Genomic DNA, 26497 nt, shown 5'->3' on the forward strand with positions numbered 1-26497 from the left:
GAGGGCTGTTTGCATTTATTTTCACCATAAGACGCTATTAAAAAACGCTCACTGACTGGGAACTATGATCTACGGGGCTGCTTACCACTTGTTGAGCGGCCCTTTTTTTCCCTAATGGTTTAGATTTTTAGACAAAAAGTGCGCCAATGAGTTGAGGGCTCACTGGCGCTGGCTTTAATTTTGGCGATTTTGTTCGATGATTTGGGCTACTTCTTCAATTGATTTGTTTTCCACGCTGACGACCATCGCGCCGAGTTGGGCATAGAGTTCTTCGGCGTAGCTTAGTTCCTTTTTGATTCGTTCAAGGTCATTGTAGCTAGTCGTCGTGGTGACGCCCATTAATTTAACGCGTTCGGCACGGATTTTCATGATGTAATTCGGGCTGGCGGTTAGTCCTACAATCTTCTCAGCGGGCACTTTATAGATGCTTGGGGGCAAAGTGACTTCTGGAATCAGGGGCAAGTTGGATACTTTATAGGATTTATTGGCCAGATACATACTCAAGGGGGTTTTCGACGTGCGCGAGATTCCCAGTAGAACGATGTCTGATTTCAGAAATCCTTGGGGATTTTTCCCATCGTCGTATTTAACGGCAAATTCAATCGCAGCCACACGGTCAAAATAGTCCTCGTCTAGCGCGTGCAAGGCTCCGCTTTTTAAAATTGGTTCGATACCTGTCTGGTCCTGGATTAGATGGATCATTTGCGATAAGAAATCGATGTGTCGCAATTGTTCGTGTTGAGCTGTTGCCTTAATAATACGATTTAGTTCGGGGGAAACTAAAGTCGATACAACGATCGCATCTTGTGCCAGGGCGTCTTTTAGAATGCTTTTTAGGTCTGTTTCATTATCGATAAAGGGAAAATTTTTTATTTCGGGACTGGATAAATTTGGGTACTGTGCGAGGGCCGCTTGAATTAGACGGTTGGCCGTTTCACCGACAGAATCAGATATCACAAAAATCCTTGCTGCTTGATGGGTCTTTTGGAATTTAGGTGTGTAAAGGCTCATGCGTCTAACTCCTTGTCTGTTAGTTCTATTAGTAAATTCACTAATGTTGTTTTAGATACTTTGCCGATAATTTTATTGGATGTTCTTGATTCCATCACTGGGAGGGAATCGACTTGATGGCGTGAAATGCTTTTGGCTGCTTTTAAAACAGGCATGTCTGGGTAGGCGACAAAGATATTGGGCATACGGGTCATGACTACGGCTACTGGGGCGCTTTGGTAGTTACCCATCGTGACGCTGCGTAATAAATCTTTGCGCGAGACGACGCCGACCATTTCCTTTTGATCATCGATGATATATAGGGTGCCGATATCATACATAAATAAGGCAGTGATAGCATCTTGGACCGTCGTTTCTTGTTTCACGCTCACAGGCGCCAACATAATATCTTCGACAGTTAGGGAGGATAGGCGGTCTTGAATCATCGGCTGGAAGCCAAGGCCTGAGTAGATGTAGCCTACTTTCGGGCGTGCATCTAATATTCCCGTCATCGTCAAGACGGCTAAATCGCTTCGTAAGGTTGATTTAGTCAAGCCTAATGTGTGAGCAATTTTATCGCCACTGATGGGCTCATTTTCTTTTACTATTTCAATAATATGTTGTTGGCGCTCTGTTAATTTCATAGTTAAACCTCTAGTTTTTCTTTCATTGTAGCATATTTGATGGCACTTTGGGCGGCTGCAATCTGGGCGATTGGAATTCGGTAAGGTGAACAGGATACATAGTCCAAGCCGATTTGATGGAAGAATTCGATTGACTGAGGGTCGCCACCTAATTCGCCACAAACGCCTAACTTAAAGTCGGGTTGTTTAGCCCGAGCTAGTTCTGTCGCTGTTTTTACCAAACTACCTACGCCTTCAACATCAAGTGTTTGGAATGGATCCAATGGTAAAATTTCGTCACTAATATATTGATTGATATATTTGGCCGCATCATCTCTTGAGAAACCGAAGGTCATTTGTGTTAAATCATTGGTCCCGAAACTAAAGAAGTCTGCATCATCCACCAATTCATCCGCAATCAAACATGCCCTTGGCAATTCAATCATCGTGCCAATTGTATAGTCGACTTGAACATTCAACTCGTCTAACAAGTCATCGATGTGTTGGGTGATGGCTTCTCTTAGTAGGCTGAGTTCCTTTTTCATGCCGACTAAAGGAATCATAATTTCTGGTTGTACATTGACACCTGTCTCATTGACTGTGGCTGCTGCACGAATAATTGCTTCTGCTTGCATCAAGTACAAGTTAGGATAGCTCACGGCTAGACGAACACCACGGTGACCAAGCATTGGATTGACTTCTGTTAATTCACTCACACGTCTAGCAAGCGATTCTTGGGCGACATCTAATTGTAAGGCAAGTGTCGCAACATCTTGTTCAGTATGTGGTAAAAATTCATGTAAAGGTGGATCCAACAAGCGAATGACTACCGGTTTGTCCTTGGTCAAGCTGAAAATATTCACGAAATCTTCGATTTGATAGCCTAAGATTTCGCCGAGGGCACGGTCTTGTTCTGTTTGGCGATTCGAAATAATAAAGCGACGCATTTCACGCAAACGCTCTTCCTTAAAGAACATATGCTCCGTTCTGACTAGGCCAATCCCTGCCGCATCAAAAGCTAAACCTGTTTTTATATCATTGACCGTCTCGGCATTCATGCGTATTTTTAAATCGGATAATTCGCGCGCCCAAGCCATCATCGTTTGGAAAGTCTCTTCTGCTTCAGTTGGCACTTTATCAATATCGCCTCGATAAATAGCACCATTTGTCCCATCAACTGAAATTAAATCGCCTTCCTTTAATTGTCCATTGGGATAGCTTGCACATTTATTGGCCTCGTCAATGCTTAATTGTTCGCAGCCAACGACACAACAGACTCCCATTCCACGTGCGACGACTGCCGCATGAGACGTCATTCCTCCTCGACTGGTTACAATCGCTTCACTAATACTCATACCGGTAATATCTTCTGGAGACGTTTCTTGTCTCAACAAGATGACCTCTTCTCCTCTTTGCACAGCTTCTTGAGCCGCCGCCGCATCAAAGTAGACTTGTCCAGTAGCTGCTCCAGGACTGGCTGGTAAACCAACGTCCGTCACTAGTTCAGCATACGCTAATGCTGCTGAAGCAAAACTTGGGTGTAATAATTGATCAATCGATTTCGGATCTATCTGCATTAAGGCTTCTGCTTTTGAAAGTTTCCCTTCGTTCACTAAATCAACCGCAATTTGGAAAGCCGCTTTGGCAGTTCGTTTACCGTTACGCGTTTGTAGTAAATACAATTTGCTGTTTTCAATCGTAAACTCAATATCTTGCATATCTTGGTAATGATCTTCTAACAGATCAGCCACTCTGACAAATTCGTCATAAACAGTGGGCATGGCTTCTTCTAGCGTCGCAATCGGCAGTGGTGTTCTGATGCCAGCCACCACATCTTCACCTTGAGCGTTTAGTAAATATTCACCAAACAATTTATTTTCACCGGTCGCAGGGTTACGCGTGAAAGCTACACCCGTTCCCGATGTATCACCACGATTACCAAAAACCATCTCTTGAACGTTTACGGCAGTTCCACCTTCATGAGACATATCGTTTAAATTTCGGTAAACAAAAGCGCGTTCATTATTCCAAGAAGAAAAGACAGCTTCAATTGCTTCAAGTAATTGTTGTTGAGGATCTTGAGGGAATTCTTTCTTGGCAACTTTCTGGTAAATCTCCTTATAGGTTGAAATAATTTTCTTAAGATCTGCTTCCGTCAATTCTTGATCGTTTGTGACCTTTAGAGCCGCCTTATAGGTCGTTAAATGACGTTCAAAATAGCTGCCACTAATATCATAGACAACGTTACCAAACATTTGTAGGAGACGACGGTAACAATCATAGGCAAAGCGACCATCGCCAGTCATTTGTTTAAACCGCTCGACGTTAACATCATTCAAACCTAAGTTTAAAATCGTATCCATCATGCCGGGCATTGATTGAGCCGCCCCACTTCGCACTGACACTAAGAGCAACTCATCCCCTGTCGAGAATGACTTCCCGGTACGCAATTGTAAATCTTCCAAATAAGTTTCAATCTGTGACAACATATCCTGAGTTAATGTATTATTGGCTGCTAAATATTCCATACAAGCGTCTGTAGTAATCGTAAAACCACTTGGCACCGGCAGGCCCAGGCGAGTCATTTCTGCTAAGTTTGCACCTTTTCCGCCCAACAGGGCTCGCATAGTCGCTTGACCTTCTTCAAAAGCATAAACATATTGTGTCATAACAGTCTCCTTTGATGCGTACTATTTAATCAATAAGGCCATTATATAGTGCGTGTTATTTGAAAGCAAGCTCATTTTTTGTCGGACTGGGGTGTTTTAGGGCGTGAATGCTATTGTGACATTGTTTGATGATTCTAATCTAATTCTAATAGGGTGCATTATATAAACTTATACCATAACTAATTTCCAGCATTTTATGGGTCGTGACTTGTTAGATGCTTTTCATGGATATGATTGATGCAACCTATTGATGGGGCAGAAGCCTCGCATGATAAAGAATTTTATTCAAGTAATTATGATGAAAAAAGCCGCCATTAATGAGTGCCATTTTAGACCCTATTATTTCTGTATTTGGGAAGAGCAAACGAAAATCTTCAATCATTCTCATACCAGCTTCTTCTTTAAACTCTTCTTGATGGCAGTTTGAACAAATCACCTTGTAACGAGTAGTGGTTAGTGAAAAGCTGCCACAGTGAACACATTCAATACCAGTTTTTAGACTTGTTGCCTGGGCTGCAGAAATTTCTTGGAATTGATAGGGTGCTTCACATCGAAAGTCACGATCGATGAGCAAGTCAAAATTTTCTGGACTCAAATTTGCTGGATTAATCGTATTTTCATCACGGGTAATTTTTTCAAAAAAATCATTCAGTTGATTGTAGTGTAACAAGAAGCCTTCCCATTCTTGAGGCAATCGTGCCGTATAATATGGATTAATATAAATCAATTTATGGGTGATCAGCCCTGAATAATTGAGTACATGGCACATTTGCGAGGTGCGTTCTTTCATCTGTTTAAATTGTCCAAGTATATCTCCTTTGAATCGTCGCTGATTAATAAACTGTTGATGATTTTCATAAACAAAGGAGCCATTATAATGTTTAATTTCAAAAAAATATACGCCAACTCTTGTAATAATAATAAAGTCACATTCGAGTCTACCATTAACACTTAACCATGTACGATACAGCACCTTCCAATGCTGTTTAGCATATCTTGTAATAAACTCAAAGAAAATCCGTTCACCTTGATAGCCCATTCTTTGAACCCAAAGTAGCTTCTTATCATCCGTTGAAAGATTCGTCCGTTTTTCTAGCACTTCAAGTTGTAAAAGTTCAAATGGCTTTGCAATGTCCTTCTGAAAACTTAGTTGTTGAAGCGCTGATTGTTCTGCTTGCATAAAATTTTCCTTTCCTGAGTGTGATTTAGTTTTACTTCCTCTTATATAAATACACATTTTTTTGCGTTTTATGCTTTTAATTCGAAAATAAATTGTTCTTTTTTTTCAGGCTGTAATTTAGTCTGCATTAAAGGCTTCATTAGAAGGTTTATATATACATTTATGACCGGCTAATTTTTCGTTTCTGTCTTGAAATGGGGATTCTTCTGTCGCCACATCGTGGCGTTTGCCGCGACGATGTGGAACACCTTCCAGGACCCGTCGCTTGAACCGCCACGATGTGAGATGAGCCATTTGGGGTGTTTCTGCTCGGTAATGTGCTAAAAATATGCGTATTTGACCGGATTTTGGGACTTTTTCACGTTTACACATCGTGGCGTTTGCCGCGACGATGTGGAACACCTTCCAGGGCCCGTCGCTCGAATCGCCACGATGTGAAATGAGCCATTTGGGGTGTTTCTGCTCGAAAATGTGCTAAAAATATACGTATTTGACCGGATTTTGGGACTTTTTCACGTTTACACATCGTGGCGTTTGCCGCGACGATGTGGAACACCTTCCAGGACCCGTCGCTCGAATCGCCACGATGTGAAATGAGCATTTGGGGTGTTTCTGCTCGAAAATGTGCTAAAAATATGCGTATTTGACTGGATTTTGGGACTTTTTCACGTTTACACATCGTGGCGTTTGCCGCGACGATGTGGAACACCTTCCAGGACCCGTCGCTCGAATCGCCACGATGTGAAATGAGCCATTTGGGGTGTTTCTGCTCCGAAATGTGCTAAAAATATGCGTATTTGACCAGGTTTTGGGACTTTTTCACGTTTACACATCGTGGCGTTTGCCGCGACGATGTGAGACACCTTCCAGGACCCGTCACTGGTGGCGCCACGATGTGAGATGAGCCATTTGGGGTGTTTCTGCTCGAAAATGTGCTAAAAATATGCGTATTTGACCGGATTTTGGGACTTTTTCAAGTTTACACATCGTGGCGTTTGCCGCGACGATGTGAAACACCTTCCAAGACCCGTCGCTCGTGGCGCCACGATGTGAAATGAGACTTTTGAGGTGTTTCTGCTCGAAATATACTAAAAACATGCGTATTTGACCAGGTTTTGGGACTTTTTCACGTTTACACATCGTGGCGTTTGCCGCGACGATGTGGAACACCTTCCAGGACCCGTCGCTCGTGGCGCCACGATGTGAGATAAGGTAAAACCAAGAAGGTGTGCTGCCTATCGCCAGCACGATTAAACAGCCAACATGAACTTCATATAATCGTCGCAAGCAAATCAAGCGACACCCCTGGTCTTGTCGCAAGCACGATCTTAGCGGAGGCAAATAATTTCTAAAGCACTACATGTCCTTGCTTTCAAGCAACCCACCACTCGCACTAAAACCAAGAAGGTGTGCTGCCTATCGCCAGCACGATTAAACAACCATCTTGAACTTCATATAATCGTCGCGAGCAAAGCAAGCGACACCCCTGGTCTTGTCGCAAGCACGATCTTAGCGGAGGCAAATAATTTCTAAAGCACCACATGTCCTTGCTTTCAAGCAACCCACCACTCGCACTAAAACCAAGAAGGTGTGCTGCCTATCGCCAGCACGATTAAACAGCCAACATGAACTTCATTAAATCGTCGCGAGCAAAGCAAGCGACACCCCTGGTCTTGTCGCAAGCACGATCTTAGCGGAGGCAAATAATTTCTAAAGCATCACATCCCCCGCTTTCAAGCAACCCACCACTCGCACCAAAACCAAGAAGGTGTGCTGTCTATCGCCAGCACGATTAAACAACCATCTTGAACTTCATATAATCGTCGCAAGCAAAGCAAGCGACACCGCTGGTCTTGTCGCAAGCACGATCTTAGCGGAGGCAAATAATTTCTAAAGCATCACATCCCCCGCTTTCAAGCAACCCACCACTCGCACCAAAACCAAGAAGGTGTGCTGCCTATCGCCAGCACGATTAAACAGCCAACATGAACTTCATTAAATCGTCGCGAGCAAAGCAAGCAACACCGCTGGTCTTGTCGCAAGAACGATCTTGGCGAAAACAAATAATTTCTAACGCACCACATCCTCCGCTTTCAAGCAACCCACCACTCGCACCAAAACCAAAAAGGTGTGATGCCTATCGCCAGCACGATTAAACAGCCACTTGAACTTCATAAATCGTCGCGAGCAAAGCAAGCGAAACCCATCGTCTTGTCGCAAGAACGATCTTGGCGAAAACAAGCCCAACTAAATCCACCGGCCTTTCCAAACTAGTTCACGCTACACCTCACACACCGCATTCATCACGCAAGCCTACAACACATTACTTTGTTTCTCTCAATCTCCCATCAGTCTACATACGACTTAGAAACACCACACCTTGTTAATTACACCTCACAGCGAAATCCCCAACAAAAAACTCTACTAAAGCTCACACAATCTAAAGTGGTTGTGCGAACTCAGTAGAGTATTTATTTATATTTAATTAGACTTTCATCGCGCCTCAAAAATAATCAAATTCATGAGAGCTAAGTTAGACCATCCGGCTATTCTCTAACCTGACCTTGTCCTTCGATAACATACTTGTAGCTAGTTAAGGCCCCTAGCCCCATTGGACCTCGTGCATGAAGTTTTTGAGTACTGATGCCTAACTCGCCACCAAAACCGAAGACTTCTCCATCAGAAAAGCGTGTCGACGCATTGACATAGACACAAGCTGAATCAATGTCATTCAAGAAATTTTGTGCTGTTTGGTAATCTTTTGTGATAATAGCATCTGAATGGCCAGTAGAAAAACGCTCAATATGGGCAACGGCCGCATCATAATCTTCAACTACTTTAATCGCTATACGATAGTCTAAAAACTCCGTCGCATAATCAGTGTCATTCGCCAGGGTGGCTTGTGGTACTATTTTGACTGTGGTGTCATCTCCTAAAATTTCCACGCCTGCATCTAAAAGTGCTGCTGTTGCTTCCGGCAGGAACTTCTCCGCCACAGCCACATCAACCACCAGCGTCTCTAAAGCGTTACACACTGAAGGACGTTGCAATTTACCATTCAATAAAATATTGTAGGCTTGTTCTAAATCAGCCGCCTCATTTACATACAAGTGACAATTGCCGACACCGGTTTCGATAACAGGAATCGTTGCTTGACGTAGAACTGCTTGAATCAAACCAGAACCACCACGCGGTACCAAACAATCTACATATTGATTCATCGTCATAAATTCAGCCGCCAACTCACGCGAAGGATCAGTAATTAGTTGAATGGTTGTGTTTGGCACTTTGCTTTTCGCCAAACCCGCTTGAATGGCCTTAACAATCGCTTGATTACTTTCGAGCGCTTCCTTACCGCCACGCAAAATCACCGCATTGCCTGCCTTCAAACACAAAGCCGACGCATCAACCGTCACATTTGGACGCGACTCATAAATAATTCCAATCACCCCTAAAGGCACACGGCGACGACTAATCCGCAAGCCATCGCGGTTCACCCATTGTGAATCTGTCTTTAAAATCGGGTCTTCTAGACTTGCAATTTGTTTTAAACCATCAACCATCCCTTGAATACGCGCTTGAGTCAAGGTTAAACGCTCAAGTAAGGCAGTTGTCAGACCGTTCTGACGTCCATTTTCTAAATCGAGCGCATTTGCCGCCAAAATCTCATCCTGTTGTTCCAATAAAGCTTGCGCAATCGCTGCTAAGGCATCATTTTTATCTTTGGCCGATAACAAACGCACCACGCGAGCCGCTTGCTTAGCCTGTTGGCCTAAGGTTTCTAAGTAAGTCATGTCCATCCTGTCCTTTCAAAATCCATCTATCGAATTGTCTCAATTGCCTGCAATCGCCAAACGCTTTAATCCTCACTTTTGAACAGCGTCCCAATAGCGTCACCTTCTAAAATTTTAAACAAGCTCGTCGGATCCTCGCTACTCGTGACAATCATTGCCTTCTTGGCAGCCAGCATTTTCTCGGCGGCTTTGATTTTCGTCAACATACCACCTTTAGAAAATTCAGAACCCTTGCCACTCGCCATATAAATAATCTCATCCGTAATTTCCGTCACCCGATCAAGCATCGCCGCTTCTGGGTTACGCATCGGATTATCTGTATATAATCCGTCCACATCGCTCAGTATAATTAACAGTTGCGCATCCACCACTTTGGCAACAATTGCCGATAAGGTATCGTTATCACCAAATTTGGTTTGATGATCCAGCTCATCGACCGCCACTGCATCATTTTCATTAATAATTGGAATAATATTCTTCGCAAGCAAAGTCTCCAAAGCCGTCCGCACATTAAGCAAAGACTCCGGAAAATCAATCACATCCCGCGTCAGCAAAATCTGGCCCACATGTTGATTATAATGTTGAAAAAAACGATTATAATGCCCCATCAGAATACTCTGCCCAAAGGCAGCCAAAGCCTGTTGCTCCGCGATTGTATTGGGATACTCATCATAAGCCAACGTACTCGCGCCAACACCAATCGCCCCAGACGTCACAATAATCACTTCTTTACCCGCCTGCTGCAAGCTAGCACATACATAGGCCAAGCGATCAATTTTTTGATAATTCACTTTTTTCTGAGATTGCATAATGGAATTTGTTCCAATTTTTATAACAATCCGCTGATAATCCTTGATAAACTCTCGTTCCATAACGTCTCTCCTAGTCCCTCGAATACTTTTATTATACCGAAACAGCAGAATTAAGCTAGTGTCTTTTCTAATGTTTCTCATAACTATTTAATAAATAACACCAAGCCCACAGGCAAAATAGGCCGCTAAATTACTCGCGCCAATTAAAAGAAGAGAATGCTTCCTAGTAATAAAAAAACTCGAAGCAACTGCCTCGAGTAGTCAAAATTTTGCTTAGATATCCACCGTATAAAGTGACGCTTCTAACTCTTTTTTAAAGTCTTCACTACGCCATTCCCGCTCATAGCCAAGGCAGTTACAACTATAGCTAATGCCATCACGTTCAAAGGAATGTCGATAATGCACGTGCCCCATGCAACTATGCTTTATCGGAAACTCTTGATGAAGGCTGTCAAAATCATCCGTCGCAATAAATGCATTGAAATAATCAAATTGCGGATGTGGCATCTTCACTGTAAATTCAGGGACCGTCACCATATGCGTCACGAGAATCACCTCACGCTCCCCGACAGCTTCCAGATCCTTACGGACAATCTCAGCAAATTTTCGAGATAGCTCACGGTCTGTCATTCCCCAATTCGTATTTAACTTATCTTGCCAAGTTCGTTCACCATAAACCCCTAATTCCACTTCTTCCTCGCTAAAACGCGGGTCATGAACAGAATGATTATACCAAGCAGAATGTCCAACTAAAGCATAGCGATCGTTTAGAATAAGCGGTCTCTCCATGAGACATTGCGGGTGATTTGTATAACGACGATAAACAGCGGCGCTGTCTTTAACGTCTGAATCCTTTTCCCAATAATCATGATTGCCTGGAATAAACTTGACTGGCCGATCGATGACTGTTTGCAATCTTTCAACAAAGCGTGTGCTTGTCTCGTAACTATTGGAAATGTCTCCGCCAATCATCAATAAATCGATTTGTTGTTCAGTTACTATCTCATGTAGGGTGTAATAAAAATCTGTTTCGCCATAATTTTCGTTTAAATCATAATGTAAGTCTGATATAACGCCAATTCTCATAAGTGTCCTCCTTTAAGCCTGAAATTATGTCAAATAAATTTGTGGAATGGCCTCGACTAATTTCTTAGTGTAGTCTGCCCGTTTGGAAACATCTGTATTCGCTGAATCAAAAATTTCAACCAACTTTCCGTGATACATGACCGCAATTCGATCACAGAAATATTCGATAACATTCAAATCATGTGAAATAAACAGGTAAGTTAACTGATATTTTTTCTTCAAGTCATTAAGCAAATTCAAAATCGCTGCCTGAATGGATACGTCTAACGAAGAAACTCCCTCGTCAATCACTAACAATTTAGGCCTTAAGACAATTGCTGAGGCAATCGCAATTCTTTGGTGTTGCCCACCACTTAATTGATGTGGATAACTATTAAAATAGGCTTCATCTAATTCCACATCAGTCAAAGCCTCTAGCACCATTTGCTTGCGTTCCGCTTTACTGCCAATTTTATGAATATTTAAAGGCTCCATAATACTCCAACCAACCGTTTTTTTAGGGTCAAGCGTACTATAAGGATCCTGAAAAACCATCTGCATTTCCTGATAAAGAGCGCGTCGCTCCTGTTGGGACATTGTTAGTAAATCATGGCCTTCAAACAAAATTTCGCCTGCCTCTGGCTTGACTAGGCCCATGATTGAATTGGCCACAGTTGATTTACCCGAGCCAGACTCGCCGACTAAGCCAAAACTTTCGCCACTTGCGATACTCAAAGAAAAATCATCAACAGCAGGTGGTGTGTTGTCAAAACGCCGCCTTAATAAGAAAGATGATTCATTAAAAGTCTTTGTCATGTGCTTAATTTCTAGTATGTGAGTCATTTAATCAACTCCCTTACTTCAGGAAACATGGCAGCCACTTCTGCTTGGTTAGCTGGCGTCGTTTGAATGTATGGCCATCTCCCCAATTGACGCTCTTCAATAGCGGGGACTCTAAAGGGAATGCTATAAAGTTTCTTGCCCTTGTTCATTAAACTTGGAATGGCACTTAGCAAGCCCTTTGTATAATTATGTTGGGGATTTTCAATCACTTCATGTGTAGGACCCGTTTCAACAATCCGTCCAGCATACATCACATAAACTCGGTCGGTCATGCTACTAATGACACCCCAATCATGCGAAATCAACATCAAAGCATTCCCTTTTTGGCGGGTCAAGCGATTCAATATATCTAATATCTGCTTTTGAATGGTCGCATCGAGTGCCGTCGTTGGTTCGTCTGCGATGATTAAGCCAGGATTGGTAATAATCGCCATACTAATCACGATTCTTTGTCTCATCCCACCGGATAATTCATAGGGATAAGAGTGGTAAATACGCATCGGATTTTCAAAGCCCATTTGCTTAAATAAATCTACAATTATTTGAAGACGCTCTTTGGCCTTCAATTGCGTGTGAAGAATCAGGACTTCCTCAACCTGCTTTCCGATTTTCAATACCGGATTCAGTGAAGATAATGGGTCTTGAAAAATCATAGAAATCTCTCCGCCACGAATTTTCCGGATTGCATCCGGTTCGTCATAGGCGATGTCTTTTCCTTTATAGCTTATTTCCTTGTAAGAAGTTCTGGTGTTTTTCGGTAAGATACCCAAAATCGTTTTAGCAGTCAAACTTTTCCCACTGCCCGATTCACCAACAATCCCAATTACTTCATTGGAAGCTATATGAAGTGAGAGATTTTCAATCGCCGGATACTCTTGATTGTGGATTAGAAAATTGACATTTAAATCGTCTATCTTCAATACCGTATCCATCTAATCCCTCCTCTTATCTTGCATTTTTCGAATACCATCGCCTAATAAGTTAAAACCAAACACAAGTAAAGTAATCGAAATACCGACTGATATAATGTACCAAGGTGCATTGATTAAATAAGGCTTGGCTTCACTTAACATCCGGCCCCAACTAGGATCTGGCGGCTGAACACCTAGGCCAAGAAAACTCAAGCCGGCTTCAGACAAAACAATTGTCGAAAAGGATAAAGATGTAATGACAATAATTTGCGTCGTAATATTGGGCAAAATATGATGCCTAATAATATGCCAATGGCTCGCACCTTTGATTTTACTAGATTTAACAAAATCAAATTCCTTCACTTGAAGAAAACCACTTCTAACAATCCGAGCAAAACTTGGAATCCTTGGAATCCCCAAAGCCAGAATGGTGTTGGTTAAGCTAGGGTCAAAAATCGAGACGAGCATGATAGCAAAAAGAATACCGGGAATCGCTAGCATGGCATCCATTACACGCATTAACAGTTCATCGACCCAACCACCACAATAACCGGCCAAACTACCGACAAGCAAACCGCCAATTAAGCCAATCGCAATCGAACTAATCCCGACTTGGAAGACGGTTTGTGTGGCTTGCATCATTCTAGACAATATATCACGACCAAAATTATCTGTTCCGAACAAATATTTAGCAGACGGGGGATGAAGTCGGTCGGCTGTAATCATCTCATTTGGATTGTGTGGCGTATAGAAGAAACTGATAAGCATCATTAATATCAAAATCGAGACAATCGTCGCCCCAATTATTAAGTTATAGTTATGTTGTTTGCGCTTCATGTTATTTCCCTCCTGACTTAATTCGAGGATCAATAACTTGATAAAGCATGTCCACCGCAAAATTTGCCAGTACAATGATAATGGATAAAAATAAGACGAGTGATTGAATCAATGGAAAATCTCGTGATTGGACAGAGGAATTTAATAAAGAACCAATGCCCGGTAAGGCGAAAACATTCTCGACGATAATACTGCCACCCAAGGTATCAGCAACCATTAAACCAAAGACTGTAATAACTGGTAAAGAGGCATTCTTCAGCACATGCCCATACATGACACGGTTATCCGATGCACCTTTGACTACGGCTGTTGTCACATAATCTTTATTCAGTTGATCAGCTACCGAGTTAGATAAGTAGCGGATTACCACAGCAATATTCGAGATAGCAATAGAAACAGAAGGTAAAAACATCGATTTTAGATGTTCTACCAGTCCTTCACTTAAATCTTTATAACCAAAGGTTGGAAACCAACCTAAATTTACAGCAAAAACTAAAATTAAAACAAACTCTAACCAAAATGACGGGATTGAAATACCAAGTTGACTTATTGTATTTGCTATCGTCGAGACAGCTCTTCCCTCATACCTCGAAATGAAGATCCCAATTGGAATCGCAATGATGACTGTAATAATCAGTGAGTACAGCGTCAAGGATAATGTAACAGGAAGCCGATCGGCAATAATCTGCGCGACCGGCTCTCTGTAACGATATGAAGTACCTAAATCTCCTCGGAAAATACCACTTATCCAGTCAAAGTGTCTTGTGTGTAAGGGTTGATTGACCCCTAATTGCTCTTCAAGAACTCTTATTTGTTGTATATCGGCATCGGGTCCTAAAATTGCGGTAGCAGGATTACCTGGTAGAACATTAAAGTTTAAAAAGATAATCAATGACACCAACAATAAGGTAAACAATGTCGTCACCAACTTATGTAAAAAACGATGCATGGTGTTTTCCTTTCTAAGTTTATAATTAAACCTTTAACAATCTATTCAACAATTCTTAAATCTTCTAAGTTATATTTTTGAGCTGGGAATAAACCTAAGCCTTCTAAATCGCCTTGCATAGCAGTGATACGATTTGGGTCAAATAAGAAGACTGATGAAGCATCTTCAGTTAAAATTGTTTGAGCTTCTTTATAGTAAGTCATTCTGGCTTCTTCATCTAACTCTTGGATGGCATTGTCGATGGCTGTATTGTAAGCTTCATTGTTATAGTTTACAAAGTTACGGTTGTAGCCTTCTCTAAAACGAATTAATACATCGTAAGGATCAATTTTTCCTGTTAAACCAATCAGTGTCGCTTCGTGATCAAAGTCTGTATATACTTCTTCTAACCAAGTACTCTACTCAATCGGTTGAATTTCCATTGTTACTCCAACTTGAGATAATTGGCTCGCCATCACTTGAGCTGTATCCACATAGAATTGAGCATGACTCGGAACCTTGATTGTAAAGGTTAAATCTTCTTGTCCAGCTTCTGCTAGTAATTCTTTCGCTTTTTCAGGATCATAAGCATACACATCTTCTAAACCTTCTTGATAGTAATACTCCATTGCAGGCGAGAACATAGAACCTAACTCAACCCCATTACCTTGGAAAACTACATCAATTAATTCTTGCTTATTAATCGCAAAATTAATCGCTTGTCGAACTTTAATATCTTGGAAAGGTTCGTGAGTATGGTTCAAACCAAAAATAACAACCATATTTTGTGGTCCTTCAACATAATTCATCGTGTCGCCTAATTGGGCTTTACCTTCAATACTTGTTCCAGCGATGTCGATTTCGCCAGTTTGAAGTGCTAATGTTATGGTGGCAGGATCTTGCATTAAAATCCATTCAACACCGGCAATTTCAGCCACTTTGTCTCCCAGGTAATAGTCATCGTTACGTTCCATAACTAAACTTTCCCCTTGGTTCCACTCAACAAACTTAAAGGGTCCAGCACCGATTGGCATTGACGCTTGATCTTCATAGTCTGCCGGCATTACAGGCATTAAGGTTCTTGCTAAGAAACCTGAGTCAATTGAACTTAAGGTAATTTCAACTGTAAACTCATCAACCGCAGTGATACTTTCAACAACTTCCCATTTAGAACTTGTTGCTTCCTCTCCATCTAATCCTGCTAAAGAAGCATATGACCAAATAACATCATCAGCCGTTACAGTGTCTCCATTATGGAATGTTGCATCTTCCACTAACTTAAACGTATAAGTTAAGTTATCTTCAGAAACTTCCCAACTCTCAGCTAAATTAGGAATAATTGTCCCTGCTTCATCGAAATCAATTAAACCATCATGCATATTAGATAACATTGAGCCTGTGTCCGTTCCTGAAGATTGCTTAGGATCTAAACTATCAATTTCTGAAACCATTGCGAATTTTACCACTCTATCGGATTGAGCATTGACTTGTGTCAAACTTCCCGTTGCACCGAACAATAACATGGCACTTGTTACAGCAGCGAATGCTTTAACCAAAGGTTTTTTCAACATTAAGATTCTCCTTCTATACTTTAACTATTTTCACCAACACCATTAGTCTAACATTGGAATGTAAACTCACTGTCTTTTCCATGTAAATATTATGTTAACAAGAAACCACTAGCTAAAAGATATATATATTAATTTTTATAGTAGCATAGATAAAATATTTCAAGCTAGTCACTGGCAATCTCCCCTTTAATTCACCTTCTTTCGCAATTCTTTCATCTTAAGCAAATCAATGTACAAATTGTTTCATCAGTATGTTGATACACTTATTCATCTAAGCGTCTAAGCAATATCCAATGGGACAAAAGAAACCTTTCAATAAAACAACATCCAATCATTCACAATTACCCACACTATATTGACCACATAATATAACAATCAACACACTTTACATCCGAAATATTTTTATTTTTTCTGAGAAAATCCTGTAACACCGCCTCAAGCTTATCTTCACCAGGACTTCTCAAAAACAAAGCGAGCAATGCCCACTCTAGGCTAGATTAGCCCATTCGTTTTCTCGAAAAAACACCACCTTCTCATACTTCAGGAATAGGCTCGAGAATTAGGTACAAGTCAAATTGTTATCTCATTCACAATCGCTCCCTAATCTGGTATACTAACTGTAAAGATACCTACTTCAATCTGAGCAAAGGAGGTGAATGTAAGCATGAAAAAAGCCACTCGAGAAGCAGCCATTGGCTGGACGAAACAAGATGATATCGAATTAAGCGATGAAGCCTTGGCACACGAAGACCTCACGACATCAACTTATGTTGGCTGTTGTGATACAAATTTTCACGTGATAGAATCCGAAGAAGTCTTCCAACAGTTTTTATCTGCCTTACATGAGCCAAAGAACAAATAGAAAACTGCCGCATTTACTTTCTCAATCGATCCAGCAATAAATTAATAGTGATCACATGAACTTCTTTAGAAAAAACCGAAAGGAAATTTAAGATGGTACAATCAATTCTTACAATTTGTCAGTATGATACAGTTATTTCGCCGGGAGCTTATTTTCATTTAAAAACTGACTGGTTTGAAAGTGACCAGGAAATTCAAACGGTCATTATCGATCAAAGTCATGTCTTTACGAAAATGTTGTCAATTTATCCAAAGAATTTTGTCATGTATTTGGAGCAAGATGCTAATGGGAGTTTGTATCGGACAAATTATCCATTGCTCCGTCAAGAAGGTCATGATTATTTCGAGGTGGATTGGGGCAAAGACTTACATTAAGAATCAAGCATTAAACTGTGACTATTACTTCTTGAGTAAAGTCACAGTTTTTTTGTATGCACCATTCAAAAACAAGTGACAGGTAGGATGGATGAAGCCCTTTCAAATGTGTTCTGTCAGCTTTTCGATTATAATAGAAGAAACATGAACAGAAAGGATGATTTAATGACATATTTTACATTAAATGATGGGAACCGACTCCCAGTTATTGGTTTGGGAACGGTAAAAATCCAAGGGGCAACAGGTGTCAATAGCATTCTAACAGCCCTTGATGCAGGTTACCGACTTATTGATACTTCTACTAACTATCATAATGAAGGGATGGTCGGCGAAGCGATTCGTCGTTCACACATACCTCGCCAACACATACAAGTGACCTCAAAATTACCAGGTTCAGCGCATGAATATGATGCTGCCATTAAATTATTACAAGAGTCGCTTTACCGAACGGGTTTAGACTATTTTGATAATTACTTAATCCACTGGCCATTACCTAAACAGAATCTCTATGTTGAGGCTTGGCGTGCATTAATCGATGCTCAAAAATTCGGTCTAGTACGTTCTATCGGTGTCTCAAACTTTACAGCCGAACACTTACAAAGAATCATTGACGAGACTGGTGTCGTTCCAGCCATAAATCAGATTGAACGTCATCCTTATTTCAATAACTTGGACAGCGTGCGAGCCAATCAAAGCCATGGGATTTTAACCCAAGCCTGGAGTCCTTTTGGCCGAGATAGCTTAAATGTATTGGGGGATCCACTCATTTTAGAATTAGCTGAAAAGTATCAAAAAAATCCTGGTCAAATTGTCATCCGTTGGAATTTACAAGACAATGTGCAAGCCATCGTTAAATCAGCTTCGGCCAAAAATCAAGCAGCTAATTTGGACGTATTAGATTTTGAATTATCCACAGAGGATATGGATCGTATCAATCAATTGGACCGTGGTGAGCCAGGACGAATTGAAGGTCAAAATCCTGACGAATACGAAGAGTTCGACTAAGCAATTGTTTTCACACAGAGAGTGAGGAGTCCTATTTTGGAAAAATATTTTGAAAAAGAATTTGTTGTTTTAGATGAGCATAGTGCAGCGGCAGTCGGGTCTGGTGGTTTGAAAGTCTTTGGAACACCGGCAATGATTGCTTTCATGGAAAATGTTGCCTTGACAGCTTCCGAGCCTGAATGCGACAGCGGCGATACGACTGTTGGCATTGAGATTAATGTCCGCCATTTGGCGCCGTCTGCGATTGGACGCAAAATTCAAGTTCGAGCAAGCCTTGTTGAACGTCGCAAGCAAATTTTGTCTTTTAAAATCGAAGCTTATGATTCGAATAAATTAATTGGCGAGGCAACCCACAAACGTGCCATTGTCAATATCGATTCGTTTATGAAGACTATTTAAGGTCAACACTTTAGGAGGTGCACCGATGAGACGGTTACGCTTTGTCACCTGGTTGTTGTCGCTTGTTTTTCTACTCTTGTTATTGCCAGTTGTCCAGTCGAGCTTCGCACAAGAAGATACCGAGAAAGAAAGTCAAACAAGCGAGTCCTTAAGCGAAAAGACCCTTGAGGCTGCTCAACTTTTAATTGGAAACTTTCCTCAACAAAGCGCCCTGTCCATCGACCTCTCATACTTGTCTCCTTTTGACACTGAACGTATTACAGTCATTGAGCACGGCTATCTTCCGAGCGAGAAGGGGCCGGCTGCTTATTGGTTAATTGAACTTGAGAATATTAGCCAGTCTTATCTTAAACCGATGACTGTCTTAAATTATTTGAACATTCGCCAGGAAACTGAAGATGGCATCCGTTCATTTGTTGAAATGCGTTCGGAATTAATAACGATGCCTAATGCCCAATGGGCACCCGCAGTTGATAGCCAGAGTCTTATGATGGCTCCCGGTGCCGTTTGGCAAATTCGCCTGTTAACACCGACGGTGGACCCTTTTAGCCAATATGCCCTCGTCAATGCTTTAATGGCTGAAGATATTAATGTCGGTTTGCCGACGACTTCTGATGCAGAACGGATCATTCACTTAGTGATGGCTGACCCTAATTTTTCGCCTGAAGACTATGATAGCCTGGTCGAAACCTTAAAAAATGACAGCCTGGCTTTAAAGCAGAAGGTACTCGAAGAACACTTGATTGCGTTTGAAGAAACAGCGAGCCAGCCACTTGAAAAAGCGACACTTGACCAAGCCATCACTGAACAATTGACGTTAATCGAACATGGCGTTGAAGAAATTACTGAACCCGTTCAAACTAGGGCCTACTGGATTTTTGAGTGGATAAGCCAGCCGGAGGACGTCAATCAAGACCAAAATGATGGCGAAAGTTCGACGACAAACGAGTCAGCTAACTATCAGTATATTGCTGAAGATTTATGGCCATTCAAAGGCATTCAAGAGCTAGCTGGGATGTCATCTTACGACATTCCGTTAGACATCACTCTAGTAGAACCAACTGCCAGCAGCTTTTATATGCCTTTAACTCAACCCCATTATCAAGCTGCCGCCCAAGGAAAGCAGCAAATGTTTTTCAAACTCTCTTTCCCCATAACCAGCCCTCTTTATGAACATTTCTTAGATTATAACGGCGAACGTTTCGATATAATCGGTGACTGGGGTGCCGGTAGTTTCAATTAAGCGGCGAGTCCCACACGGCATACTAACCAGGCAAAAACCAAATACATGAGGCGATTGATAGCCAGTCACGACTTTTCATCTAACCTAAGTCTGCAGGCAGCAATGGCCTCTTTATGATTGAACCCAGCTAGTCAGTCAGAGCCACCACCAAAAGAGCTACTGAAAAACTGCGTTCAAACCAACGCTCGCTATAATCTCATGACCTATCCCGCTTAGTCTCCCTAGTCAAACACATCCTGAAGACAGTGACGAGCTCGAAGAAGACCACTCCCACTTAATCACATCCTTGTTTGACTATTACCTGGACTATCAAGGAACCAAACTCAACAGCTACAAAGATTAACCAACGGGGACAAAAGGCACCACCTCTAGACAAGCCAAAAACACCACTCTCAAGCGCTTCCTAATGTCGCCCAAGAGTGGTGTATTCAGTGAGTCTTCAAGAAATAAATTTGCTTAAAGATTATCAATTGCTGGCATTAGTCCTGCTTTAACTGCCGAGTCGCTTCATAAAAAGGCAATAATTTTTCAAAGCCAGCCAATAACTCCTCTACTAAAGCTTGTGCCGATCCAAAGCTTTCGATCGCTGGTATATCATATTTGACCAACACTTTCCGAACCTCTCCCGACGCCAAACCCTTCGCAAGCACTTCTCGCGAAGCTAGCGTCAGTGGAAAATAGTTACTCTCACCCTTGACTTGCGCCCAATAATACAGCGAGCCGTCAGTCACATCGACCTTCAACACTTGATTTTGACGCAATAGAGTGTCAGGCTGACTGCCTCTTTCAATAAAACTTAATTCACAGGAAATTCCTAATACGCCGTCAATTGTCTTCAGACGAATCGCAAAAGTCGGATCCAAGCGCGTATCACCCTCTACAAAGAAATAGCACCAAAAATGCGGACGCCCAACTTGTGCTTGATTCATCCAAGCACTCACTTTATCTGCTTGAAAATTCTCCGTTCGACCAAGTAGAGCCGTCACTAATCCTTGAAACGTCTTACGTGCCACTTGCCCCGCTTTTTTAAAATCTTCCATCTCCTCAGCTCTTTCACTAGCTTTGGCTGGTGAAATATATTTGACTTTCTCATAAGCCATGAAGTCACCTAAAGCTGTTAAATCAATCGTCATTCGCCCAACTCCTTTGTTATTCATTACCATTAAAGCCTATCATAGATTAATCGCTTCAAACAGCACTTTAGAACTAGCAGTTCAAATATTTTCTAAAACAAAAAACAGCTATCTACATAACGTAAATAGCTGCCAGCCTGTTGGCTTAACCCATATCCTTAATCTTCATCAAACGAGAAGTTGTCGCACGTGCGCTTTCTTCCAGTTTCATACGAATATAGTAAATGGTTTCTTCTAAATCAGGAATCGTACGGTATTCTAAAGCATTAACACGGCGACGTGTTCGCTCAATTTCAACCGCCATAAGTTGACAAGTTTTCTCAAGTTCTGCGAATTCTAACAACTTAGGCATGATCTCGATTAACTCTTCAAAAGCAATATCTAGTTCTGCATTCGAATTTAAATAGCCGTACTCAAGTTCCACTTTTCCTTGAGAAGTCGCTTCATTGTAATTAAAATGCATCTTTGGTACGCGAACACTTAGAATGTTTTTACGGTCAATATCCAACGACACACTTTGAGCTGGAATTGCCATAATCTCTTCTATAAATTTATCGTCTACCAAGGATTTCGCAATTGAAAATTGTTGCATCGCATGGCCTAACTGACCAATCACATCTGCACGCAAAGCATTAGTCTGTTTCACTTTTAGTACGAATTCTTTCATTAAACCATCTTGTTTATCTTTCAGTAGCTTGTGACCACGAGTTGATAATTTTAGACGCGCTTTTAGACGCGCTAATTCCATACGTGTTGGTTTAACATTTAGAACTGCCATTATTGTTCACCTGTTTCAGGATAATATTTATCAAGCATTTCCGTACGAATACGTGTTAACTCCGTTCTTGGTAAGATTTTTAGAAGTTCCCAACCTAATTCGATTGTTTCGTCAATTGAGCGGTTGGTTCTAAACCCTTGGTTAACGTAACGTTTTTCAAATTGGTTTGTAAATTCTAGATACAACTTGTCGACATCCGTCAGGGCAGCATCCCCTAAAACGGCAGATAATTCTTTTGCTTCTTTCCCTTGGGCGTATGCATAGAACATCTGATTCATCGTAGCCGCATGATCCTCGCGTGTTTTCCCTTCACCAATTCCGTTATCTTTCAAACGTGATAAGGAAGGCATAACATCAATTGGTGGTTGAATCCCTTGGTTATGTAATTCACGCGACAATAAAATTTGTCCTTCTGTAATATAACCTGTTAAGTCAGGAATCGGATGAGTAATATCATCTTCCGGCATTGCTAAAATTGGAATTTGAGTAATCGAGCCTTCTATTCCACGCATTCTGCCAGCACGTTCATAAATAGTCGAAAGGTTCGTGTATAGGTAACCTGGATAACCACGACGACCTGGAATTTCACGACGAGCGGCTGATACTTCACGTAAAGCATTCGCATAGTTCGTCATATCCGTCATAATAACTAACACGTGCATACCTTTTTCGAAAGCCAGATATTCAGCTGCCGTTAAAGCGATTTTTGGTGTAGCAATACGCTCAATCGCAGGATCATTAGCTAAGTTGATAAAGACAACGGAACGATCGATCGCACCGGTTTCTGTAAAGTCTTTGATGAAGTATTGGGCATCATCAAACGTAATCCCAATCGCGGCAAAGACTACCGCAAATTTATCATCTGAATTTAAAACAGCTGCTTGACGAGCAATTTGAGCGGCCAATTGTTGGTGAGGTAAACCTGAACCAGAGAAAACTGGTAGTTTTTGCCCACGAACCAACGTGTTTAAATGGTCAATTGTTGAAATTCCTGTTTGGATAAACTCATCTGGATACTCACGCGCAATTGGGTTAATTGCCATTCCGTTGATATCTAGAGAAGCTTCAGGAATTAAGTCTGGACCACCATCATTGACACGGCCCATTCCATCAAAACGACGGCCGATCATATCTTCGGAAACATCTAAAGTTAAAGGATGTCCCACGAAACGCGCTTTCGTATCGCGTGTCACAATACCGCTTGATCCTTCAAACAATTGAACAATTGCGGTATCACCTGTTACCTCTAATACTTGTCCACGACGATGTTCACCGTTTTGTAATTCAATATCCACTAACTCATCAAACTTAACGCCTTCAACGCCTGTAACAGTCATTAGAGGATCTACAATTTCGGTTACTGTTGTATATTCTTTACGCATTATTTATAGACCTCCTTCTCGAGTACATGTTGAATCGTACTATCTACTGATTGACGAATTTCAGTAAATGTTTCTGGTGAATCTTCTGGAACATACTTCATACGTCCAATTTGTTCACGCACAACTGCTGTTCCTTTGACAATATCATCAAAGTAAGCCCCTAGTTTCATCGCTTCAAGTGATTTCGACTCAAAGGCATGAATGATGTCTAACATGACATGTTGTTTCTTCAATGATGTATAGGTATCAACATCATCGTAAGCGTTTTGTTGTAAGTAACTTTCACGGATCATATTACTAATCAGTAGTGTTAAACGGTCCGTTTCAGGTAATGATTCTACCCCAACTAAACGGACAATCTCTTGTAATTCTGCTTCTTCTTGTAATAAATTACGCGTATGATTGACCATTGAAGCCCAATCAACACCTAATTGTTTTCCGACGTAATCATTTAATATATCTGAATCTAATGAATATGAACTTAACCAGTTAATGGCTGGGAAGTGACGTCTTTGAGAAAGCGAACTATCTAGTCCCCAGTAAACCTTTACAACACTTAATGTGTTTTGAGTAACTGGTTCAGAAGTATCCCCACCTGGAGGTGAAACAGCTCCGATCGCCGTTACTGAACCTTCACGCTCAGCGCCATCATTACCTAAGGTAATGACACGACCTGCACGCTCATAGTAGTCAGCCAAACGACTTCCTAAATAAGCAGGATAACCTTCATCCCCTGGCATTTCTTCTAAACGACCAGAAATTTCACGTAAAGCCTCTGCCCAACGTGATGTTGAGTCAGCCATGATCGCTACTGAATAACCCATATCACGGAAATACTCGGCAATTGCAATTCCTGTATAGATTGACGCCTCACGCGCCGCAACAGGCATGTTTGATGTATTCGCAATCAGAATTGTACGGTCCATGATTGAATTACCTGTGTTCGGGTCGATCAATTTCGGGAACTCATCGATAACTTCCGTCATCTCGTTACCACGCTCACCACACCCTACATAAACCACTAAGTCAACGTTCGCCCATTTAGCAATCTGATGCTGAACAACTGTCTTACCAGCCCCAAAAGGTCCCGGAACAGCAGCTGCACCACCTTTCGCCACTGGGAACATTGTATCAATAACACGTTGTCCAGTTAATAAGGATTCTTCAATACCTAATTTACGTTTATACGGACGACCTTTACGAACTGGCCAGCGTTGAATCATATCAAAACTACGCTCACCTTTGTCTGTATCTAAAGAATAAATTGTATCCGTTACTTTGTAAGTACCACTTGCGATACTCTTAACTACACCACTTACACCAGGTGGTACCATAATACGGTGCTCAATTACTGGAGTTTCTTGTATTGTTCCAATCACATCGCCTGCTTCAACTGTTTCACCAATTGTCGCTACGGCTGTGAATTCCCACTCTTTATCGCGATCTAATGGTTCAACAACCACACCACGTTCTAAATAGTTTCCACCTGTTTTTTCTAAGAAACCATCGAGTGGCCGTTGAATTCCATCAAACATATTCGCAACCATCCCCGGTCCTAATTCAACCGATAAAGGCTCACCGGTAATGACAACTGGTTCTCCAGGTCCTACCATAGACGTTTCTTCATAAACTTGGAGGCTGGCTTCATCCCCACGTATTTGAATAATTTCGGCAATCAGCCCGAGATCGCCAACACGGCAAATATCACGAACTGCCGCATCTTCCATGCCATTAGCAATGACGAGCGGACCAGCCACACTTATAATCGTTCCATTTTTCAATCGTTTACCTCCTACATTATCTTAATGCCTACTGCCCGTTCAACGTTACCAGCGAAGCGCTCTTCGCCAAAGTTGTTCGTTCCCATTCGGTTAGGAATTAGAATAACAGCAGGTGTCACAAGTTCATCATAGCGCTCAAGAGTCTCTGGAATTTGCACGCCCAATTGCTCAGTCAGGAAAATAATGCCATAATCTTCTTTGGCTAATTTATCCACTATTTGTCTGGCTTCTCCTGCTTCACTTGCAAAAAACACGTCAAAACCAATCATTTTGAAGGCTAAAACTGAATCCTTGTCCCCAACAACAGCAATTTTATGAGACATAATTTAGTCGCATCCTTCCTTTAATTTCCTCTGTATCGATATGATTTTCTTTCGCCGATAATACTAAACGCAAATTACGCGCTTGAGTTTCTTTCGCATAGATGAATGACAGCATTGGTAAGGGACCAAAAGACTTTAATTTTGCCTCTTGCATCTTACGCATCATGGCATTATCTGTATAATAATCAAATTTAATCGATGAAATACCAATGCCTGCAGTAATCAAGGATTCATTTAACACGTCCTTGTATTGCGTTTCTGACAATGACTGAATCAATGTTCTTGCATCGCTCACACCTAATTTTATCAACTTCTCAATTTCAAAAGAACCCGCATCGGATAAAATGGAACGTAAGAAGTTGGTGGTGCGATTTTGATATTTGGCTCGAATTAATGTCGAAATATTTTTAAAATCAATCTGCATATCGACAATATTAATAATCTCTGGGTCACCAATTTCAAGTGCCAATTGTTTCAAATGCTCAAAGTAATGACGATCAATCAACACTTCCACTTGATGCACATTATTAAACTCGCTATAATCCAACTTCGCGTGATTAATAGTATCCAAGTATGCTTGCGGCAACACATCCGACTTACCTAAAGAAACAGCCTGACGCAATTCCGTAATATCATAACGACCAATATCAAAATAGAGCTCCGGATAGTCCTGGTCAGAGATCAATTCCTTAATCAAGACCTTAATATTCTGGTAAGTATATTTCAATGTCGCTAATTCGACAATTTCGGTAACTGGAGATATTTGGAATAAACGACGATAAGTCCCTTCCAATTCCTCCGTAATCATCTCATCGTAATTGTGAGTGCGTAACACTTTCTCAACTTCATCACGGTAAGTTGTTTCTCTCAAAATACTTAAAGCATCTTCAAAAGAATCAGCAGCTAACATTCGATCATACGTCGATTGACTGAGAAGGTCATTTTCTAAGACACGAATCGTCACGTTCATTGAACCAAATTCGTTATCAAACAT

At 41.4% G+C, this 26497-nt stretch carries 24 protein-coding genes; 5 read left to right on the forward strand and 19 right to left on the reverse strand.

What is annotated here, in order from left to right; all coding sequences use genetic code 11:
- Positions 1-174 precede the first annotated feature (174 nt).
- From ACTQ45_RS10575 to ACTQ45_RS10635, 13 genes are all read right to left on the reverse strand, one after another.
- On the reverse strand, positions 175-1011 hold the full coding sequence (locus tag ACTQ45_RS10575; RefSeq protein WP_441763669.1) for a pyruvate, water dikinase regulatory protein: 837 nt from the start codon (positions 1009-1011) through the stop codon (positions 175-177).
- Complete coding sequence (locus ACTQ45_RS10580; RefSeq protein ID WP_441763670.1) at positions 1008-1634, reverse strand: CBS domain-containing protein; 627 nt, start codon at positions 1632-1634, stop codon at positions 1008-1010. Before ACTQ45_RS10580 ends, ACTQ45_RS10575 begins: the two co-directional genes overlap by 4 nt.
- 2 nt (positions 1635-1636) lie before the next feature.
- Positions 1637-4282: a pyruvate, phosphate dikinase gene (ppdK, locus tag ACTQ45_RS10585; RefSeq protein ID WP_441763671.1), complete on the reverse strand. Its 2646-nt coding sequence runs from the start codon at positions 4280-4282 to the stop codon at positions 1637-1639.
- 244 nt (positions 4283-4526) lie between these two features.
- Positions 4527-5462 (reverse strand): nuclease-related domain-containing protein, encoded by a 936-nt coding sequence (locus ACTQ45_RS10590; RefSeq protein WP_441763672.1) that lies wholly within the window; start codon positions 5460-5462, stop codon positions 4527-4529.
- Between the two features lie 2546 nt (positions 5463-8008).
- Positions 8009-9256 carry a glutamate-5-semialdehyde dehydrogenase gene (locus tag ACTQ45_RS10595; protein ID WP_441763673.1) on the reverse strand — a complete coding sequence of 416 codons (1248 nt, stop codon included), beginning with the start codon at positions 9254-9256 and terminating at the stop codon, positions 8009-8011.
- Positions 9257-9321: 65 nt separating this feature from the next.
- Positions 9322-10128: a glutamate 5-kinase gene (proB, locus tag ACTQ45_RS10600; protein ID WP_441763674.1), complete on the reverse strand. Its 807-nt coding sequence runs from the start codon at positions 10126-10128 to the stop codon at positions 9322-9324.
- A gap of 213 nt (positions 10129-10341) precedes the next feature.
- Entirely contained in the window at positions 10342-11154 is an 813-nt protein-coding gene (locus tag ACTQ45_RS10605; protein ID WP_441763675.1) for a metallophosphoesterase, read from the reverse strand.
- A gap of 24 nt (positions 11155-11178) precedes the next feature.
- Positions 11179-11976, reverse strand: coding sequence for an ABC transporter ATP-binding protein (locus ACTQ45_RS10610; RefSeq protein ID WP_441763676.1), 798 nt, complete (start codon positions 11974-11976; stop codon positions 11179-11181).
- Positions 11973-12908, reverse strand: coding sequence for an ABC transporter ATP-binding protein (locus ACTQ45_RS10615; protein ID WP_441752624.1), 936 nt, complete (start codon positions 12906-12908; stop codon positions 11973-11975). Before ACTQ45_RS10615 ends, ACTQ45_RS10610 begins: the two co-directional genes overlap by 4 nt.
- Positions 12909-13724 (reverse strand): ABC transporter permease, encoded by an 816-nt coding sequence (locus tag ACTQ45_RS10620; RefSeq protein ID WP_441763677.1) that lies wholly within the window; start codon positions 13722-13724, stop codon positions 12909-12911.
- Position 13725: 1 nt separating this feature from the next.
- Positions 13726-14673 carry an ABC transporter permease gene (locus ACTQ45_RS10625; RefSeq protein WP_441763678.1) on the reverse strand — a complete coding sequence of 316 codons (948 nt, stop codon included), beginning with the start codon at positions 14671-14673 and terminating at the stop codon, positions 13726-13728.
- A gap of 41 nt (positions 14674-14714) precedes the next feature.
- Entirely contained in the window at positions 14715-14876 is a 162-nt protein-coding gene (locus ACTQ45_RS10630; RefSeq protein WP_441763679.1) for a hypothetical protein, read from the reverse strand.
- Between the two features lie 195 nt (positions 14877-15071).
- On the reverse strand, positions 15072-16223 hold the full coding sequence (locus ACTQ45_RS10635; RefSeq protein WP_441763680.1) for an ABC transporter substrate-binding protein: 1152 nt from the start codon (positions 16221-16223) through the stop codon (positions 15072-15074).
- A gap of 664 nt (positions 16224-16887) precedes the next feature.
- On the opposite strand from ACTQ45_RS10635, the gene ACTQ45_RS10640 reads away from it, so the two are divergent.
- From ACTQ45_RS10640 to ACTQ45_RS10660, 5 genes are all read left to right on the forward strand, one after another.
- Positions 16888-17085, forward strand: coding sequence for a hypothetical protein (locus ACTQ45_RS10640; RefSeq protein ID WP_441763681.1), 198 nt, complete (start codon positions 16888-16890; stop codon positions 17083-17085).
- Between the two features lie 92 nt (positions 17086-17177).
- Positions 17178-17459: a hypothetical protein gene (locus ACTQ45_RS10645; protein ID WP_441763682.1), complete on the forward strand. Its 282-nt coding sequence runs from the start codon at positions 17178-17180 to the stop codon at positions 17457-17459.
- Between the two features lie 165 nt (positions 17460-17624).
- Positions 17625-18464, forward strand: coding sequence for an aldo/keto reductase (locus tag ACTQ45_RS10650; RefSeq protein ID WP_441752630.1), 840 nt, complete (start codon positions 17625-17627; stop codon positions 18462-18464).
- Between the two features lie 36 nt (positions 18465-18500).
- Complete coding sequence (locus ACTQ45_RS10655; protein ID WP_441752631.1) at positions 18501-18863, forward strand: thioesterase family protein; 363 nt, start codon at positions 18501-18503, stop codon at positions 18861-18863.
- Between the two features lie 25 nt (positions 18864-18888).
- Positions 18889-20106 (forward strand): hypothetical protein, encoded by a 1218-nt coding sequence (locus tag ACTQ45_RS10660; RefSeq protein ID WP_441763683.1) that lies wholly within the window; start codon positions 18889-18891, stop codon positions 20104-20106.
- A 479-nt stretch (positions 20107-20585) separates the two neighbouring features.
- Here ACTQ45_RS10660 and ACTQ45_RS10665 read toward each other — a convergent pair whose 3' ends face one another.
- From ACTQ45_RS10665 to ACTQ45_RS10690, 6 genes are all read right to left on the reverse strand, one after another.
- On the reverse strand, positions 20586-21239 hold the full coding sequence (locus ACTQ45_RS10665) for an HI_0552 family protein (RefSeq protein WP_441752633.1): 654 nt from the start codon (positions 21237-21239) through the stop codon (positions 20586-20588).
- 145 nt (positions 21240-21384) lie between these two features.
- Complete coding sequence (locus tag ACTQ45_RS10670) at positions 21385-22017, reverse strand: V-type ATP synthase subunit D (RefSeq protein ID WP_441752634.1); 633 nt, start codon at positions 22015-22017, stop codon at positions 21385-21387.
- A complete protein-coding gene (locus ACTQ45_RS10675; protein WP_441763684.1) occupies positions 22017-23399 on the reverse strand; it encodes a V-type ATP synthase subunit B in 1383 nt (460 codons plus the stop codon). The genes ACTQ45_RS10670 and ACTQ45_RS10675 overlap by 1 nt, the downstream gene beginning before the upstream one ends.
- Positions 23399-25180, reverse strand: a complete 1782-nt coding sequence (locus ACTQ45_RS10680) for a V-type ATP synthase subunit A (RefSeq protein ID WP_441763685.1) — start codon at positions 25178-25180, stop codon at positions 23399-23401. The genes ACTQ45_RS10675 and ACTQ45_RS10680 overlap by 1 nt, the downstream gene beginning before the upstream one ends.
- A gap of 11 nt (positions 25181-25191) precedes the next feature.
- On the reverse strand, positions 25192-25503 hold the full coding sequence (locus ACTQ45_RS10685; protein WP_441763686.1) for a V-type ATP synthase subunit F: 312 nt from the start codon (positions 25501-25503) through the stop codon (positions 25192-25194).
- Entirely contained in the window at positions 25493-26497 is a 1005-nt protein-coding gene (locus ACTQ45_RS10690) for a V-type ATPase subunit (protein WP_441763687.1), read from the reverse strand. The genes ACTQ45_RS10685 and ACTQ45_RS10690 overlap by 11 nt, the downstream gene beginning before the upstream one ends.

The sequence above is a fragment of the Fundicoccus sp. Sow4_D5 genome (genome assembly GCF_052116365.1).
Taxonomy (GTDB): domain Bacteria; phylum Bacillota; class Bacilli; order Lactobacillales; family Aerococcaceae; genus Fundicoccus.

Excerpts from the sequence above, each read along its gene's own strand:
- ACTQ45_RS10575 (WP_441763669.1), bottom strand. The coding sequence starts at position 1,011 with ATGAGCCTTTACACACCTAAATTCCAAAAGACCCATCAAGCAGCAAGG.
- ACTQ45_RS10580 (WP_441763670.1), bottom strand. The coding sequence starts at position 1,634 with ATGAAATTAACAGAGCGCCAACAACATATTATTGAAATAGTAAAAGAA.
- ppdK (WP_441763671.1), bottom strand. The coding sequence starts at position 4,282 with ATGACACAATATGTTTATGCTTTTGAAGAAGGTCAAGCGACTATGCGA.
- ACTQ45_RS10590 (WP_441763672.1), bottom strand. The coding sequence starts at position 5,462 with ATGCAAGCAGAACAATCAGCGCTTCAACAACTAAGTTTTCAGAAGGAC.
- ACTQ45_RS10595 (WP_441763673.1), bottom strand. The coding sequence starts at position 9,256 with ATGACTTACTTAGAAACCTTAGGCCAACAGGCTAAGCAAGCGGCTCGC.
- proB (WP_441763674.1), bottom strand. The coding sequence starts at position 10,128 with ATGGAACGAGAGTTTATCAAGGATTATCAGCGGATTGTTATAAAAATT.
- ACTQ45_RS10605 (WP_441763675.1), bottom strand. The coding sequence starts at position 11,154 with ATGAGAATTGGCGTTATATCAGACTTACATTATGATTTAAACGAAAAT.
- ACTQ45_RS10610 (WP_441763676.1), bottom strand. The coding sequence starts at position 11,976 with ATGACTCACATACTAGAAATTAAGCACATGACAAAGACTTTTAATGAA.
- ACTQ45_RS10615 (WP_441752624.1), bottom strand. The coding sequence starts at position 12,908 with ATGGATACGGTATTGAAGATAGACGATTTAAATGTCAATTTTCTAATC.
- ACTQ45_RS10620 (WP_441763677.1), bottom strand. The coding sequence starts at position 13,724 with ATGAAGCGCAAACAACATAACTATAACTTAATAATTGGGGCGACGATT.
- ACTQ45_RS10625 (WP_441763678.1), bottom strand. The coding sequence starts at position 14,673 with ATGCATCGTTTTTTACATAAGTTGGTGACGACATTGTTTACCTTATTG.
- ACTQ45_RS10630 (WP_441763679.1), bottom strand. The coding sequence starts at position 14,876 with ATGACTTACTATAAAGAAGCTCAAACAATTTTAACTGAAGATGCTTCA.
- ACTQ45_RS10635 (WP_441763680.1), bottom strand. The coding sequence starts at position 16,223 with ATGTTGAAAAAACCTTTGGTTAAAGCATTCGCTGCTGTAACAAGTGCC.
- ACTQ45_RS10640 (WP_441763681.1), top strand. The coding sequence starts at position 16,888 with ATGAAAAAAGCCACTCGAGAAGCAGCCATTGGCTGGACGAAACAAGAT.
- ACTQ45_RS10645 (WP_441763682.1), top strand. The coding sequence starts at position 17,178 with ATGGTACAATCAATTCTTACAATTTGTCAGTATGATACAGTTATTTCG.
- ACTQ45_RS10650 (WP_441752630.1), top strand. The coding sequence starts at position 17,625 with ATGACATATTTTACATTAAATGATGGGAACCGACTCCCAGTTATTGGT.
- ACTQ45_RS10660 (WP_441763683.1), top strand. The coding sequence starts at position 18,889 with ATGAGACGGTTACGCTTTGTCACCTGGTTGTTGTCGCTTGTTTTTCTA.
- ACTQ45_RS10665 (WP_441752633.1), bottom strand. The coding sequence starts at position 21,239 with ATGACGATTGATTTAACAGCTTTAGGTGACTTCATGGCTTATGAGAAA.
- ACTQ45_RS10670 (WP_441752634.1), bottom strand. The coding sequence starts at position 22,017 with ATGGCAGTTCTAAATGTTAAACCAACACGTATGGAATTAGCGCGTCTA.
- ACTQ45_RS10675 (WP_441763684.1), bottom strand. The coding sequence starts at position 23,399 with ATGCGTAAAGAATATACAACAGTAACCGAAATTGTAGATCCTCTAATG.
- ACTQ45_RS10685 (WP_441763686.1), bottom strand. The coding sequence starts at position 25,503 with ATGTCTCATAAAATTGCTGTTGTTGGGGACAAGGATTCAGTTTTAGCC.
- ACTQ45_RS10690 (WP_441763687.1), bottom strand. The coding sequence starts at position 26,497 with ATGTTTGATAACGAATTTGGTTCAATGAACGTGACGATTCGTGTCTTA.